General features: G+C 53.1%; 13 protein-coding genes. 9 read left to right on the top strand and 4 right to left on the bottom strand.

Annotation, left to right across the window (positions count from 1 at the left end):
* Positions 1 to 106: 106 nt before the first annotated feature.
* Positions 107 to 1,363 carry a tyrosine--tRNA ligase gene (gene tyrS / locus BM258_RS09905; RefSeq protein ID WP_090071661.1) on the bottom strand — a complete coding sequence of 419 codons (1,257 nt, stop codon included), beginning with the start codon at positions 1,361 to 1,363 and terminating at the stop codon, positions 107 to 109.
* Positions 1,364 to 1,515: 152 nt separating this feature from the next.
* Here tyrS and BM258_RS09900 point away from each other — a divergent pair, with 152 nt between their 5' ends.
* On the top strand, positions 1,516 to 2,655 hold the full coding sequence (locus BM258_RS09900; RefSeq protein ID WP_244544664.1) for an anhydro-N-acetylmuramic acid kinase: 1,140 nt from the start codon (positions 1,516 to 1,518) through the stop codon (positions 2,653 to 2,655).
* 46 nt (positions 2,656 to 2,701) lie between these two features.
* Positions 2,702 to 3,307 (top strand): class I SAM-dependent methyltransferase, encoded by a 606-nt coding sequence (locus tag BM258_RS09895; protein WP_090071659.1) that lies wholly within the window; start codon positions 2,702 to 2,704, stop codon positions 3,305 to 3,307.
* 88 nt (positions 3,308 to 3,395) lie between these two features.
* Here BM258_RS09895 and BM258_RS09890 read toward each other — a convergent pair whose 3' ends face one another.
* Positions 3,396 to 4,100: an alpha/beta hydrolase gene (locus BM258_RS09890; protein WP_090071658.1), complete on the bottom strand. Its 705-nt coding sequence runs from the start codon at positions 4,098 to 4,100 to the stop codon at positions 3,396 to 3,398.
* A gap of 374 nt (positions 4,101 to 4,474) precedes the next feature.
* Between BM258_RS09890 and BM258_RS09885 the strand changes: the two genes are divergently transcribed.
* The 7 genes from BM258_RS09885 (at position 4,475) to BM258_RS09855 (ending at position 11,938) form a co-directional block, all read left to right on the top strand.
* Positions 4,475 to 5,662 carry a cysteine desulfurase family protein gene (locus tag BM258_RS09885; protein ID WP_090071657.1) on the top strand — a complete coding sequence of 396 codons (1,188 nt, stop codon included), beginning with the start codon at positions 4,475 to 4,477 and terminating at the stop codon, positions 5,660 to 5,662.
* 255 nt (positions 5,663 to 5,917) lie between these two features.
* The gene (gene sufB, locus BM258_RS09880) at positions 5,918 to 7,402 is read left to right on the top strand and encodes a Fe-S cluster assembly protein SufB (RefSeq protein WP_090071655.1); all 1,485 of its coding nucleotides are present in this window, start codon (positions 5,918 to 5,920) and stop codon (positions 7,400 to 7,402) included.
* A 125-nt stretch (positions 7,403 to 7,527) separates the two neighbouring features.
* Complete coding sequence (gene sufC / locus BM258_RS09875; RefSeq protein WP_090071653.1) at positions 7,528 to 8,280, top strand: Fe-S cluster assembly ATPase SufC; 753 nt, start codon at positions 7,528 to 7,530, stop codon at positions 8,278 to 8,280.
* A 14-nt stretch (positions 8,281 to 8,294) separates the two neighbouring features.
* Positions 8,295 to 9,602, top strand: a complete 1,308-nt coding sequence (sufD, locus tag BM258_RS09870; protein WP_090071651.1) for a Fe-S cluster assembly protein SufD — start codon at positions 8,295 to 8,297, stop codon at positions 9,600 to 9,602.
* 59 nt (positions 9,603 to 9,661) lie between these two features.
* A complete protein-coding gene (locus BM258_RS09865; protein ID WP_090071649.1) occupies positions 9,662 to 10,912 on the top strand; it encodes a cysteine desulfurase in 1,251 nt (416 codons plus the stop codon).
* 67 nt (positions 10,913 to 10,979) lie between these two features.
* Positions 10,980 to 11,369: an SUF system Fe-S cluster assembly protein gene (locus tag BM258_RS09860; protein ID WP_244544678.1), complete on the top strand. Its 390-nt coding sequence runs from the start codon at positions 10,980 to 10,982 to the stop codon at positions 11,367 to 11,369.
* A gap of 182 nt (positions 11,370 to 11,551) precedes the next feature.
* Entirely contained in the window at positions 11,552 to 11,938 is a 387-nt protein-coding gene (locus BM258_RS09855) for a HesB/IscA family protein (protein ID WP_090072190.1), read from the top strand.
* Between the two features lie 95 nt (positions 11,939 to 12,033).
* Here the strand turns inward: BM258_RS09855 and BM258_RS09850 are convergent, their stop codons facing one another.
* Together BM258_RS09850 and BM258_RS09845 are read right to left on the bottom strand one after the other, a co-directional pair.
* Positions 12,034 to 13,026, bottom strand: coding sequence for a GGDEF domain-containing protein (locus BM258_RS09850; RefSeq protein ID WP_244544663.1), 993 nt, complete (start codon positions 13,024 to 13,026; stop codon positions 12,034 to 12,036).
* Between the two features lie 393 nt (positions 13,027 to 13,419).
* Positions 13,420 to 14,928, bottom strand: a complete 1,509-nt coding sequence (locus tag BM258_RS09845) for a DEAD/DEAH box helicase (RefSeq protein WP_090071643.1) — start codon at positions 14,926 to 14,928, stop codon at positions 13,420 to 13,422.
* Positions 14,929 to 15,054 lie beyond the last annotated feature (126 nt).

The raw sequence follows: 15,054 nt of genomic DNA, 5'->3' as shown, positions 1-15,054 counted from the left end.
CATTCCGCTGCATTTGTTCCCGATATGGAAAAGGCTCCTTTAAAGGAGCCTTTTTGCTGTTTCTTTGCTTTAGCCCCTCTTTAGAGGGCTTTGCCAGATGAAGACCTCAGGAGAGCTTCAAGAGCACATGCTTTTTCTTGCCCATGGAAAGCTTGATGACACCGTCTTCATTGAGGTTGGCCTTGGTCAATGCCAGGCTGTCATCCGTGACGGTTTCGTCATTGAGCTTCAAGGCACCGCCCTTGATGGAGCGACGGGCGTCGCCGTTGGATTTGGCAAGGCCTGCAGTAACAAATGCGCTAAGGATGCCGATGCCGGCGTCCAGATCTCTCTCAGGTACCTCGATCGTTGGCAGGTTGGCCGCAGCTGCCTGACCGGCCTCAAATGTCTTGAAGGCGGTTTCGGCGGCATTGTCCGCGTCGACGCGGCTATGAATGAGCGCGGTTGCTTCTGTTGCCAGAATCTTTTTGGCTTCGTTGAGCTCGTTGCCTTCCAACACTTCCAGACGCTTGATTTCGTCAATCGGCAGCGTGGTGTAGAGGCGCAGGAAACGCCCGACGTCTGCGTCAGACACATTGCGCCAGAACTGCCAGTAGTCATACGGGCTGTACATGTCGCCACGCAGCCAGATGGCACCAGAGACGGATTTGCCCATTTTTGAGCCGTCGGATTTGGTGATCAGCGGCACGGTGAGTGCGTAGCATTCTGCATTGTTGAGGCGGCGGCAAAGATCGATACCGGAGACAATGTTGCCCCACTGGTCCGATCCGCCCATCTGCAAGCGGCAGCCATAGCGCTTGTTGAGCTGGGTGTAGTCGTATGCCTGCAGAAGCATGTAGTTGAATTCAAGGAAGCTGAGGGCCTGCTCGCGCTCAAGGCGCAGACGCACAGAGTCGCGGGCCAACATCTGGTTGACCGATACACGGGAGCCAATGTCGCGCAGGAATTCAACATAATTGAGATCAAGCAGCCAGTTGGCATTGTCTTCCTGTACGGCGTCGGTTGGGCCATCGCCAAAGTCGAGCAACTTGGAGAAAACTTCGCGGATGCTTTCCTTGTTGGACTGAATCTTTTCCGGGGTCAGCAACTGGCGGGTCTCGTCGCGGCCGGATGGGTCGCCAACCATGGTGGTGCCGCCGCCCATGAGGGCGATGGGACGATGGCCGGTTTTCTGCATCCAGTGCAGGATCATCATGGAAACGAGGTTGCCCACATGAACAGAGGGAGCCGTGCAGTCATAGCCCACATAAGCAGTAACCGTCTCCGTGCTAAAGAGTTTGTCTAACCCTTCCGGGTCTGAACACTGGTGAATGAAGCCACGCTCACTCAAAGTGTGAAGAAATTCGGATTTGAAGGCGGTCATGCCGCTTTTCTCCTTAAAGATACGGTTGTTACTGCTAGTCTGGCCTGATGTCTATGATGCTGGGCACACCGGACAGGATGGCCTTTCGGGGAGATGGTCTAGCAAAGATCATGGAAAAGATCACTATCAAGATTGGGAAGACGGGGACAAAAATGGCAAAAAATGAGGAAAAACTGTCGCTTGCGGTGGGGTTGATGAGCGGAACGTCCTGTGATGGCGTTGATGCTGCGCTTATTGAGACCGACGGAGAGGGGCAGGTGCGTTCCATCGCCTCGGCTTTTCGCCCCTATGAAGCGCATGAGCAAGCCTTGCTGCGTCGGGCGCTTGACGATGCGCATGGCATGAAAGACAGGACGGCACGTCCCGGCTGTCTGGTGGAGGCCGAAGCTCTGGTTACCAAGGCGCATGGTGAGGCTGTGGCCCAGCTTCTGTCGCACGATGCCGCCAAGGGGATCAAGCCTGACGTGATCGGCTTTCACGGGCAAACCGTCTGGCACGATCCGTCCGCTGGCGTAACGGTTCAGATTGGCAATGGGCAGGCGCTGGCGAACGCAACAAAGATTCCCGTCGTGCATGACTTGCGTGCTGCCGACGTTGCTGCCGGGGGGCAGGGGGCTCCGCTTGTGCCGATCTATCACAAGGCGCTTAAGGCTTGCAGTGTCATCCCATTGCAACAGCCCTTGGCGATAGTCAATATCGGCGGGGTGGCAAATATCACCTGGATTAGTAAGGACGGCTCCCTTATTGCCTTTGATAGCGGGCCTGGCAACGCGCTCATTAATGACTGGGTGTTCAGCAAGGATGGGCTGCCTATGGATGAGAATGGTGCCATTGCTGCGGCTGGTTCTGTTGACTTTCTCGGATTGATCGGCCTGATGGGCAACCCTTATTTCAGGAAACCGGCGCCGAAATCGCTGGATCGCAATGCCTTTGATATTTCGCCCATTCAAGCGATGTCTCTGGAAGACGGGGCAGCCACGCTGACTGCCTTTACCGTTGAAACACTCTGTCTTGGACTAGAGCATATGGAGATCCAGGAAGGGGAACCGGCTAAGATGGTTGTTGTTTGCGGTGGCGGACAGCATAATGGTTATATGATGGATCAGTTGGGCGAGGCGCTGGATAGCCCCGTTATGCTCGCTGGTGATCTTGGCTGGAATGGCGATGGACTGGAGGCGGAAGCCTTTGGATATCTCGCGGTTCGGTCGTTGCGGCAGCTGCCACTTACATTCCCCGGAACCACTGGGGTCAAGCAGCCGCAGACCGGTGGCGTGCTGTCACCACCGGTTTGAATGCTCAGGGTGAGCTATTAACACGACAAGAAACAGGGGGACTTTCATGGTCAGTGTTCCAAGCAATAGAGGGTATGAAATAACGGCGGCAAGTCTCGCCAAGCGTTATGATGGGTATGAGATTGAAGATTCGCACGGCTGGTTTCTGAACATGTTGCCTCCGGCACCGTTGACTGTGCTGGATATCGGTGCAGGCTCGGGACGTGACGGGCTTCACTATGCCGAGAAGGGATATCAGGTTACAGCGATTGAGCCGACAGATGCGTTCAGGAAGATTGCTCAGGCCAAGGAAGGGGCTGAAGCCATCGAATGGCTGGAAGACACCTTGCCGGAACTGGAAACATTGGGGCAGCGTAGATTTGACATCATTACCCTCATTGCTGTCTGGATGCATCTTGACGTGGAAGAGCGCGAAAGGGGCATGGTGCGCCTTAACGACCTGTTGGAGCCGGGAGGTTTTCTGGCCATGACCGTGCGTCACGGGGAGCCGCCGGAAGGGCGGTTGATGTTTGAAGTTTCCGATGAAGAGGTGATTGAAGCTGCCCGAGGGCTTGGGCTGTCGCTCGTCAGTCACGCCAATGTTGAGTCTTCCCAGCCGCTCAACAAGGCCAAAGGCATCACCTGGAGCCGCTTTGCTTTCAGAAAAGGCTGATATGTTGACATGACGGGATGGCAAAAGATCCCCGAAGATACAAAAAAGGCCGCTTTCAAAGCGGCCTTTTGAATATCTGGTTGCTCCGTTAGAGCTGGATTGCCGAATCCGACGAGTCGTCGTTTTCCGTGATCTCTTCCAGTTGGGAAGGATCAAAGCCGATCCGCTTGTCCAGATAGTTGGCGCAAACATTGATCAACTGATCGGTTTCTTCCTTGAAGAAGTGGTTGGCGCCCGGAATGATTTCCTGATCTATGACAATGCCCTTCTGGGTTTTGAGCTTGTCGACAAGGGCCTGAACATCCTTGTGAGGCACCACCTTGTCCATGCCGCCATGGGTGATGAGACCAGAAGACGGGCAGGGGGCGAGGAAAGAGAAGTCATACAGGTTGGCTGGAGGCGCAATGGAAATGAAGCCTTCCACTTCAGGGCGCCGCATCAGCAACTGCATGCCAATCCATGCGCCGAAGGAAAAGCCCGCGATCCAAACGCCTGGGGCTTCTGAATGAAATGTCTGGACCCAGTCCAGAGCGGCTGCCGCATCCGATAATTCGCCCACGCCGTGGTCAAATGTGCCTTGCGATCTGCCGACTCCGCGGAAATTGAAACGAAGAACGGTGAAGCCACGACGCGCAAACATGTAATAGAGATGATAGATAATCTCGTTGTTCATGGTGCCGCCGAAGCGGGGATGCGGATGAAGAATCAGTGCGATGGGGGCCTTGCGGTTTTTGGAAGGATGCAGCCGTCCTTCCAAGCGTCCGGCAGGGCCATTAAAGATCACCTCTGGCATAGGGTGCCCGGTCCTCTTTTAAATTGGTTCATTATGGGGATCCCACAGCTTCAGCCTGAGCCTGTTTCACTTACATGTGTACATTCAGACATTCAGCGGTCATCCATGGAAAAGGATGGGGCTATAAAACTTGACTAATTGGCGCAAGTTTTATAAAGCTGTTTTAGAATGGTTCAAAACTAGAGACAGGGCTAAAGTTGGTGCGATCCATTTGATTGTCCTTCTTAACACAAATGGATGGTTGAATTTCAAGTCTTTTCGCAGCGGGTAGACGAATTATCTTAGCGGACTGTCTCAAAATTTGCCTCGGGCCATGGTAAATGCTCAAGAGAAGCCTCGGGACGGTTCCGAGGGGCAAGTTACAGGAAAGAAAAATGCAGCGCGCCTATCTTGATCATAATGCGACCTCGCCTTTGCGCCCTGATGTGAAAGCGGACATCATTGAAGCGTGGGAGGTGGCTGGCAACGCGTCTTCGGTCCACAAAGAGGGGCGGGAGGCGCGCGCGTTGGTGGAGAAGGCCCGACAGCAGGTGGCCGATCTGGTCGGGGGTGGTGCCCGTCAGGTTATTTTCACATCCGGAGCCAGCGAAGCGAATATGCTCGCGCTGACGCCGCATATGAAAGTCGAATATCAGCCTGATCCGGCTTCTGCTCTGTTCGTCAGCGCCATTGAGCATCCGTCGGTTTTGTCCGGTGGGCGTTTTGGTGCCCAAGCGCGGCGCGAAATTCCGGTTTTGCCGAACGGGATGGTGGATGTGTCCGCCCTGCGTCTGCTGCTCGAAGCGCATGACCCGCAAACAGGCCGTCCCATGATTGCAGTCATGGCGGTGAATAGCGAGACGGGCGTCATTCAGCCGATCGCCGAGATCGCGGCTCTGGCGGAAGAATTCAACGCCTATTTCCATCTTGATGCCGTGCAGGCAGCAGGTCGTATTCCATTGGATATGACCGAGCTTGGCTGCAGTAGTCTTTCGCTCTCTGCGCACAAGCTCGGTGGCCCAAAAGGGGTTGGTGCCTTGATCATGGCGCATGAAGGAACCGAGCCTGAGCCCCTGATTACGGGTGGTCCGCAAGAGAATCGCCTAAGGGCCGGGACAGAGAATGTGGCTGGTATCGTCGGATTTGGCGTTGCCTGTCAGGCTGCGGGTGAAGACTTGCACAAGTCCGATGGATTCGGAAGGTTGGCGGCCCTTCGTGATCGCTTCGAAGATCAACTGCGGGCGTTGGATCCTGATGTCGTGATTTTTGGCGCCGATGCTGAAAGGGTCGGGAACACAAGCCAGTTCGCCATTCCGGGTACGAAAGGCGAAATGGCGCTGATCCGTCTTGACCTTGCAGGTGTTGCCGTGAGTTCCGGATCAGCCTGCTCTTCAGGCAAGGTCTCGGCCTCACATGTGCTATTGGCGATGGGGTATGGGACTAAAGTTGCAGGCTCTGCGATCCGGATGAGCCTTGGCTGGAACAGCAAAGAGCCTGAAATCGATGCACTTATTGAGGCTCTTGGGCAAATATGCGTCAAAAACTCAAAAAATAGTTTAAGAGGCATTGAGAAGGCGCTGTGAGCGCGCTTATATAGAGATCATGGAATTGATCTTCTTGCGTGATAGAGACGCGCATGGATATCAAAACGGGTGTGCTGCTGGTCCGGGGCTGGCGGCATCAGGGCAAAAAAGAGATGAGTTAAAAACTGCGATCGGGCATCTCTGGACATTTTTGCTTTGCCAACAGACCAGTGTTGGATCCACGATAGTGCAGGAAACTGGGCGAGCAGCCCTATGACCGGCGGTCTTTGAAACCGCTCAGGAATGGAGTAGCAAATGGCTGCTGTTAAGGAGACGGTCGATCAAGTCAAGCAGATCGACGTTGACCAGTATAAATATGGCTTTGTGACGGAGATCGAATCCGACAAGGCCCCAATCGGACTGAATGAGGACGTAATCCGCTTCATTTCCGCCAAGAAGGCAGAACCTGAATGGATGCTGGAATGGCGCTTGGATGCCTACCGGCGTTGGCTGACCATGGAAGAGCCGACATGGGCCAAGCTGGATTATCCCAAACCCAAATTCAACGATATCTATTATTATTCCGCACCGAAGGTTGCCGAAGGCCCCAAAAGCCTTGATGAGGTGGATCCTGAACTTCTTAGAACCTATGAGAAGCTGGGTATTCCTCTGCAAGAGCAGGAGATTCTGGCTGGTGTAACCGAAGAGAACCGCCAATATTCCAAGGTTGCTGTCGATGCCGTGTTTGACTCGGTGTCTGTGGCTACGACCTTCAAGGAAGAGCTCAAGAAGGCTGGCGTGATCTTCTGTTCCATTTCGGAAGCCATCCGCGAGCATCCCGAACTGGTCAAGAAGTATCTTGCTTCTGTGGTGCCGGTTTCGGACAACTTCTATGCAACTCTGAACAGCGCGGTCTTTACCGACGGGTCGTTCGTGTATGTGCCCGAAGGGGTGCGCTGCCCGATGGAGCTGTCTACCTATTTCCGTATCAATGAGCAGAATACGGGCCAGTTCGAGCGTACGCTAATCATCGCAGACAAGGGCTCCTATGTGTCCTATCTGGAAGGATGCACGGCCCCTCAGCGTGATGAAAACCAGCTTCATGCTGCTGTGGTAGAGCTGATTGCTCTGGAAGACGCCGAGATCAAATATTCGACGGTCCAGAACTGGTATCCGGGCGATAGCGAAGGCAAGGGCGGCATCTATAACTTCGTGACGAAGCGCGGTGATTGCCGTGAGAAAAACTCCAAGATTTCCTGGACCCAGGTCGAGACCGGTTCCGCCATCACATGGAAATATCCTAGCTGCATTCTGCGTGGCGAAAATTCCACTGGCGAATTCTACTCGATTGCCATTTCCAACGGTTATCAGCAGATCGACAGTGGCACCAAGATGACGCATCTGGGTAAGAATACCTCTTCCCGCATCATCTCCAAGGGCATTTCCGCCGGGCGGTCCAACAACACCTACCGTGGTTTGGTGTCCGCGCACAAGAAAGCCTCTGGCGCACGTAACTTCACCCAGTGTGACAGCTTGCTGATCGGTGATCAGTGTGGTGCGCATACGGTGCCTTATGTGGAGAGCAAGAACGCATCTGCCATCTTTGAGCACGAGGCGACAACCTCGAAAATCTCCGATGACCAGATGTTCTATTGTCAGGCACGTGGCATTGGCGAAGAAGAGGCTGTGGCGCTCATTGTCAACGGTTTCGTGAAGGATGTGATCCAGCAGCTGCCGATGGAATTTGCCGTCGAAGCGCAGAAGTTGATCAATATTTCTCTAGAAGGATCAGTTGGCTAAGCGCGTTTCATCTTTCATGAAACGATGAGCTCTGGCCGTATCTGGCCCCGTAGCGCGGGCTTGGGACACTTATGATTACTGGGATGGCGAAGCCTGAGAGGCGACGCCCCAAAGGAAACAAAACGATGTTGGAAATCAAAAATCTTCATGCCGAAGTGGAAGGCAACAAAATCCTCCGCGGTATCGACCTTACCATCAATGCAGGCGAAATCCATGCCATCATGGGCCCGAACGGCTCTGGTAAGTCCACGCTCTCCTATGTGCTGGCGGGCAAGGATGACTACGAAATTACCGAAGGGGAAATCCTCTTCAACGGCGAGAATGTGCTGGAAATGGAACCCCATGAACGTGCCGCTGTGGGCCTGTTCCTTGCCATGCAATATCCGATTGAAATTCCCGGTGTTGCCAACATGACTTTCCTCAAGACCGCTCTGAACGCCCAGCGCGTGGCTCGCGGTGAGGGGGAATTGAAAACCCCGGATTTCATGAAGAAGGTCAAGGAGCTTTCCGCAAAGCTCAATGTGACGCAGGAAATGCTGCGCCGTCCGCTCAATGTGGGCTTTTCGGGTGGCGAGAAGAAACGTAACGAGATTTTGCAGATGGCCCTGCTTGAGCCAAAGCTCTGTATCCTCGATGAGACCGACTCCGGCCTTGATATCGATGCGCTACGGATCGTCTCTGATGGTGTGAATGCCTTGAAATCGCCTGAGCGCTCCATGCTGGTCATTACCCACTATCAGCGTTTGCTCAACTATATTGTTCCTGACGTTGTGCATGTGATGTATCAGGGCAAAATCGTCAAATCCGGCGATAAGGATCTTGCTCTGCAGCTGGAAGAAAAAGGCTATGCAGAGTTCACCGGCGAAGCTGCGGCTTGATTGGGAGGAGACTTATGACGAAACCTACAATCAAAACGGCTGCTGATGAAGCGCTGGAAGGCCTGTTGAAAGCAGCGCAGGAAAATCTGCCTGGTAATTCGGACTTTTCGTCCCTGCGTTCGGCTGCTGTTTCTGCTTTCGAGCAGAATGGTTTGCCGACCCGTCGCGTTGAGGACTGGAAATATTCCGACCTCAAGCGGGTGATGCCGTCTGATCTGGCTCTTGCCGAACCGGTCGATGCGGCCACAGCAAGGGAAAATCTGTCTGGGTCGGGCATTCTTAAGTCTGTCGACAAGATCCAGCTCGTGCTGGTCAATGGCTGCTTCAGTGCAGAACTGTCAGACCTGTCCGAGCTTGAGGATTCCGTTACTGTGCGATCCGTTTCGGATGCGTTGCAGGCTGGCGACTTTGTGCTGGATGACCCGGAAATTGCCAAAGGCGATATCGCGCTGTCTCTCAACACTGCCCTGTTGCAGGATGGGGTGATCGTGGAAATCGCTGAAGGGGCAGACCTGGCTAAGCCACTGGAAATTCGTCATGTGATGCTGGGCGGTGGTCTTGCCACCTTGCGTAACCGCGTCGTTATCGGCAAGGGCGCAAAGGTTGGTATCATCGAAACCTTTGTTGGCGATGCGGCAGCCTATCAGCTCAACAGTGCCATTGACTATCGCATCGCGGATGACGTCAAGCTGAATGTTATGCGCATCATCAACGAGGGGGATCAGGCGATCCATCTGGGGTCTACCACGGCGACAGTCGGGGGTAATGTGCATTTTGAACATTTCACCCTGTCTGCCAGTGGGCAGTTCGTGCGTAGCCAGTCTTTCGTTGCGATGCTCGGAGAATATAGCGATGCCGATCTGTTTGGTGCTTCGCTGGTCAACGGCAAGCGGCATAGCGATATTACGCTTAAGATGGATCATGCGGTACCAAACTGCAATTCCAAGGAACAATATCGTACGGTTCTTGATGACAAGGCTGAAGGTGTGTTCCAGGGGCAGATCATCGTGCGCCAGTATGCGCAGAAGACCGACGCTAAGATGATGAGCCAAGCCTTGTTGCTGTCTGAGGATGCGTCCTTCAACAACAAGCCAGAGTTGGAAATCTATGCTGACGACGTTGTCTGTGGGCATGGGGCAACCTGTGGTGACCTGGATGAAGACCTTCTGTTCTATCTGGGATCACGCGGTATTCCCAAGGATTTGGCCAAGAAAATGTTGGTCATGGCTTTCCTCGCGGAAGCGATCGAAAATGTTTCCAACGATCAATTCGTAGAAGCTCTGGAAGGCTATATTCTGGACCGTCTTGGTCTTTCCGAGTGACGCATAGTTAATATAAGAAGGGCACTCTTTTATGAGTGCCCAGAATTGGAAATAGGACCATGATGCATTCCCCTCAGGTGGCCGCAAGCGAAGGCTATGACGTTGAGGCTATTCGCGTAGATTTCCCTATTCTTTCGCGGGAAGTTTACGGCAAGCCATTGGTTTATTTCGATAACGGCGCATCGGCGCAGAAGCCGAAGGTCGTAATCGATGCCATCGCCGAGGCTTATTCGAACGAATATGCCAACGTGCACAGGGGGCTGCATTTCCTCTCCAATCTTGCGACGGATAAATTTGAAGCTGCGCGCGAAACCGTGCGCCGCTTTCTCAATGCTCCTTCGGTAGACAATGTCATATTCACCCGCTCTTCAACCGAAGCCATCAATCTTGTGGCCCATTCCTATGGCGGCATGGTTCTGGAAGAAGGCGATGAGGTGATCATTTCCATCCTTGAGCATCATTCCAACATCGTGCCCTGGCACTTCCTGCGCGAACAGCGTGGTGTTGTGATCAAATGGGCGCCGGTGGATGAGGATGGCAACTTCCTGATGGAAGAGTTTGAAAAGCTCCTGACGGACAAGACCAAGATCGTTGCCATTACGCAGATGTCCAATGCTATCGGCACGATTGTGCCGGTTAAGGACGTGATCAAGAAGGCTCATGCGGCAGGCGCCAAGGTGTTGGTGGATGCCAGCCAGAGCGCGGTGCATATGCCGATTGATGTGCAGGATCTCGACGTGGATTTCCTCGCCATCACGGGTCACAAGCTCTATGGACCTTCAGGTATTGGCGCGCTTTACGGCAAGGCGGAATTGCTTGATGCTATGCCTCCCTTCATGGGCGGCGGCGAGATGATCAAGGATGTCACGCTGGACGGCGTAAGCTATGGTGAGGCGCCGCACAAATTTGAAGCCGGCACCCCGCCGATTGTTCAGGCTATTGGATTGGGCGTCGCGCTTGACTATATGGATAGTATAGGGCGCGATAAAATCGCAGCGCATGAAGAGACATTGCGGGCCTATGCTCATGAAAAGTTGGGTGCTATCAACGCGCTGCGCATTTTCGGAACTGCCAGAGACAAGGGGGCAATCATCTCCTTTGAGCTGGAAGGCATTCACGCGCATGATGTTTCGATGGTCATTGACCGGGCAGGTGTTGCCGTGCGTGCGGGCACCCATTGTGCCCAACCACTGATGAGCCGGTATGGGGTGACGTCTACCTGTCGCGCTTCGTTCGGACTTTATAACACCAAAGCTGAGATCGACATTCTCGCACAGGCACTGGACAAGGCGCGGGATTTCTTCTCGTAAGCGCGCCTCGAGGTTTGATTTTCTTTGGCGCGGCCAAGGGTAGAAATAGAGAAATGGGTTCATAATGATGAGTGAGACAGTGAGCAATAGTGAGGCAGAAGAGCCAAATGCCCCGAGTATGGCTCCCGCTTCGGGCATTCCGATCGATGAACTAGAGCGACTGAGTGCGGACATCGTCGAGGCGCTTAAAACTGTTTATGATCCGGAAATTCCGGCTGACATCTATGAAATCGGTCTGATCTATCGGGTGGATATCGATGATGACCGGAATGTAGAGATTGATATGACGCTGACTGCGCCGGGCTGTCCGGTTGCCGGTGAGATGCCGTCCTGGGTTGAAAATGCCGTCAGTTCGGTCGCCGGAGTGGGGATCGTCAAGGTCAATATGGTGTTTGATCCCCCCTGGACGCCGGATCGCATGAGCGAAGAAGCCAAGATTGCGATAAACTGGTACTGATCGACTGGCGGTTGGCGTCAGATGATCGTTCAGGTCCGGTGTCGCCAGAGGGTGCAATCGTCATCTTCCCGGATGGGGAGATGTCGCTTGTGGCCTGCGATAGACCTGTCCACGAGATGAATGTCGTTGAGCTTTTGATGCCAACGCAATGATGCGACAGATATATGAAAGAAGGTGCCGCCATGGCTGGCAAATTTCAGGTTCTGACCATTTCCGACGAAGCGGCCGATTTTATCCGCTCTGTTGTCAATGCATCTGATGAACCGGTGAAGGGCATCCGCATCGGTGTGAAGAATGGTGGCTGTGCCGGTATGGAATATGTTCTGGACAAGGTGACCGACGTGAATCCAGCTGACGATCTTGTCGAAGACAAGGGTGTCTCAGTGTTTGTTGACCCTAAGGCCGTTTTGTTTTTATTGGGCACAGAGCTGGGCTATGAGCAGACCAAGTTCCGCTCGGGGCTCACATTTAATAACCCTAACCAGACTTCGGCTTGCGGCTGCGGTGAATCGGTGGAACTGACCCCTGTGGATCCGTCTGCTCTGGAAGCGATGAAGAGCCACGCTTAACCCAGAGCGCGCGCTATTGGATCGCTGGAGTGCCTTAGAGCCCATGAAAAAAGCGGCCAATGGCCGCTTTTTGCTTATTCCGTGTATGTGCGGGTTCAGGCAACGCCGGTTTCATCCAGTAGCAGATTGACATCCGGATCGGTTTCGCATTTGACAAGATTGCGTCCGCCGCGTTTTGCCGTATAGAGAGATTGGTCTGCCCGTTCGATCAAATCTTGCATCGTGTCACCCTTGGAGAGAGTGGAACAGCCGATGGAAATCGTAATGCGTCCCAGATTCTCGCCAGTGGAGCGCTTGATGAGTTCTTTCGCCATGACCGCTTTGCGGATGCTTTCAGCTACAGCCACTGCCTGTCTCAAATTGGTGTTTGGCAGCACAACTGCAAATTCTTCTCCGCCATAACGGCAGGGAACATCACGGCCTTTGACATTCTGTTTCACGGCCACGGCAACCAGACGAAGCACCTGATCGCCGGTTTGGTGACCATAGGTGTCGTTGAATTTTTTGAAATGATCGATGTCGGTCATGAGCAGTGAGAGGGGTTCATCATTCTCAACAGCTTCTTCCATGGCCTGCTCGAGCGAACGGTCGAAATGCTTGCGATTGGCCAGAGTCGTCAGATCATCGGTCAGGGATTCATATCGGATAGTATCCAGAGATTCTCTAAGCTGTTGAACCTGAGCCTGAGATGCAGCGAGTTGCTCACTCAATGTCCGGTTCTGTTCTTCGGCTTCTTTCGTTGAATTAATCAACTGAGATACGATTTCGCGGATGACATTCCGGTCTTCTGTCTTGGAAAGATTGTGTGACGCGCCCATGAGGGCATCGCCATACTGGCTGGTGGCTGAAATATAGCCTTCGACTTCACGTACAATGGACCGGATCTCGCTCGAAATTTTCCCACCAACTTCGTCAACGCGATCGCCCAAACGGCTCGGAGCCAAATGTTCATTATAGATCGTATCAAGCTGCGAGAGCGTAATGGACCCATTTGTTCTTAGAATGTCGTTGATTGCTTTGTTCAATCCACGATTAAAACCGGCAGCATAGGTGTACCAGATTTCATAATTGCGAGGGTAAGCCGGCATCTGATTTTTTTTCAGATTTCCCAGCGCAGACTCACCATAAATATATGTGCGTTTGAAATCGCTATTGTCCATTGCGTTTGCTGCGTGACTGGTCACGCAATCCCCTCGGTTCGCCCCAAAATTTTGCCCAATAGTAGTCGGGCAAGGCTTAAAACGACGTTAAATATGGTGGCCTTTCGCTTCACATAAGCCTAAAAATGCATCTTTGACTATGCTTGAACACTTGGCTAATACAGCTTAAGAGGGAAAATGGGATCTGTTTTTTCTTACATAGAATAAATAAAAACCCCGGAAGACCGGGGTTTTTGTTAGTTATAGTTAACTCATCTGCAACGGGCAGGTGGTTTGCTTGCCAAGACAGCAACCTTTAATGCTATCATCGCGAGCAAAGCTTCAATCCGTTGTGCCGTTCTTTTGCGCTTTGCTCTTGGGCGGGCGGATGGGCTGAAGCAGGAATGCGGGAACATGATCACCCATTCCGATCACTTGCCTGTCGCCACGATCCTTGGATCGGCCTCTGTTGTTGCGCGCATTGTTGTCAGAGCGATCTGTACGGTCAGAGCGTGTGTTGCTGGTTCTTCGTCCGCTGCTCTGTTGAGCCGGCGCTTCATCCTTGTTGGCTGAAACTTCCTCTTTTTGCTGCGGCTTTTCTGCCTTCTCTTTAGGCTGCTCTTCTTGTTTGGCTGAGTCTGCCTTGGCCTTGCCACGGCTGCGGCGTGGTTTGCGAGACTTGCCCTGATCCTGTTCGTCATCCTCGGAAGAGTGAGAGGAGTAGTCGATGTCTCCTATCCATTCCACCTCATCTCCGGTCAGGGATTTGATGGCATCGAGATATTTTTTGTCGGCCTTTGTCGCGATTGAGATCGCAACGCCCTCGCGCCCCGCGCGACCGGTGCGGCCGATGCGATGGACATAATCTTCCGCGTGGGTTGGCAGATCGAAGTTGAAGACATGGCTGACGCTTGGGATGTCCAATCCGCGAGCGGCCACGTCGCTAGCAACCAGAAGGGTGATTTCATTATTCTTGAAACCATCCAATGTCGTCATGCGTGAGGTCTGATCCATATCGCCATGAAGCGCACCGGCATTAAAGCCATGTTTGTTGAGCGAACGACACACAGTTGCAACATCGCGCTTGCGGTTGCAGAAGATAATCGCGTTGGTCAGATCTTTGGCGTCATTGATGAGAGACCGAAGAACGGCGCGTTTGTCCCACGGTTTGGAACCGGAGGAGATGAGGCGCTGGGTGATCGTTTTTGCGGTTGAGGCCGCCGGAGCGACTTCCACTTTTACTGGATTATGCAGGAATTGATCAGCCAAGCGCTGAATTTCCTTTGGCATGGTCGCAGAGAAGAAAACGGTCTGACGGGTGAAAGGCAGAAGTTTACAAATCCGCTCAATATCGGGAATGAAACCCATATCCAGCATGCGGTCAGCTTCGTCGACAACAAAGGTGTCAACGCCGGTCAACAGCAATTTGCCCCGTTCGAAATGGTCCAGAAGGCGGCCCGGGGTCGCGATCAGTACGTCTGCGCCACGATCCAGCTTTTTGAGCTGTTCGGCGAAGGATACACCACCAATCAGAAGGGCTACCGTCAGTTTATGGTTCTGACCGTAAGAGGAAAAGCTCTGCTCGACCTGAGCGGCCAATTCTCTGGTTGGTTCCAAAATGAGAGTGCGTGGCATGCGCGCTCTTGCGCGGCCGCTCTCCAGTAACGAGAGCATTGGAAGCGTGAAAGAGGCTGTCTTGCCCGTACCGGTTTGAGCCACCCCTAGAACATCCTTGCGGGCAAGGACATGAGGAATTGCCTGTTCTTGAATTGGGGTTGGCTTTTCATACCCAGCAGATTTTACTGCTGCGAGCACTTTTTCACTCAGACCTAGATCCGAAAAATTCATCAGATGATGGAACCAATTGTTGCGCTGCGTTTTCGGTAATTCTCATAATTAAGTAAAACTGAAAACGTGCATAGGTTTTAGAAGTTGGCGGAACCATACGATTTTGAGCGAATTTGTCAATGCAATGCG

It is taken from the genome of Cohaesibacter marisflavi, assembly GCF_900115225.1.
Lineage (GTDB): Bacteria > Pseudomonadota > Alphaproteobacteria > Rhizobiales > Cohaesibacteraceae > Cohaesibacter > Cohaesibacter marisflavi.
This window is presented reverse-complemented; position numbering and strand designations above follow the sequence as displayed.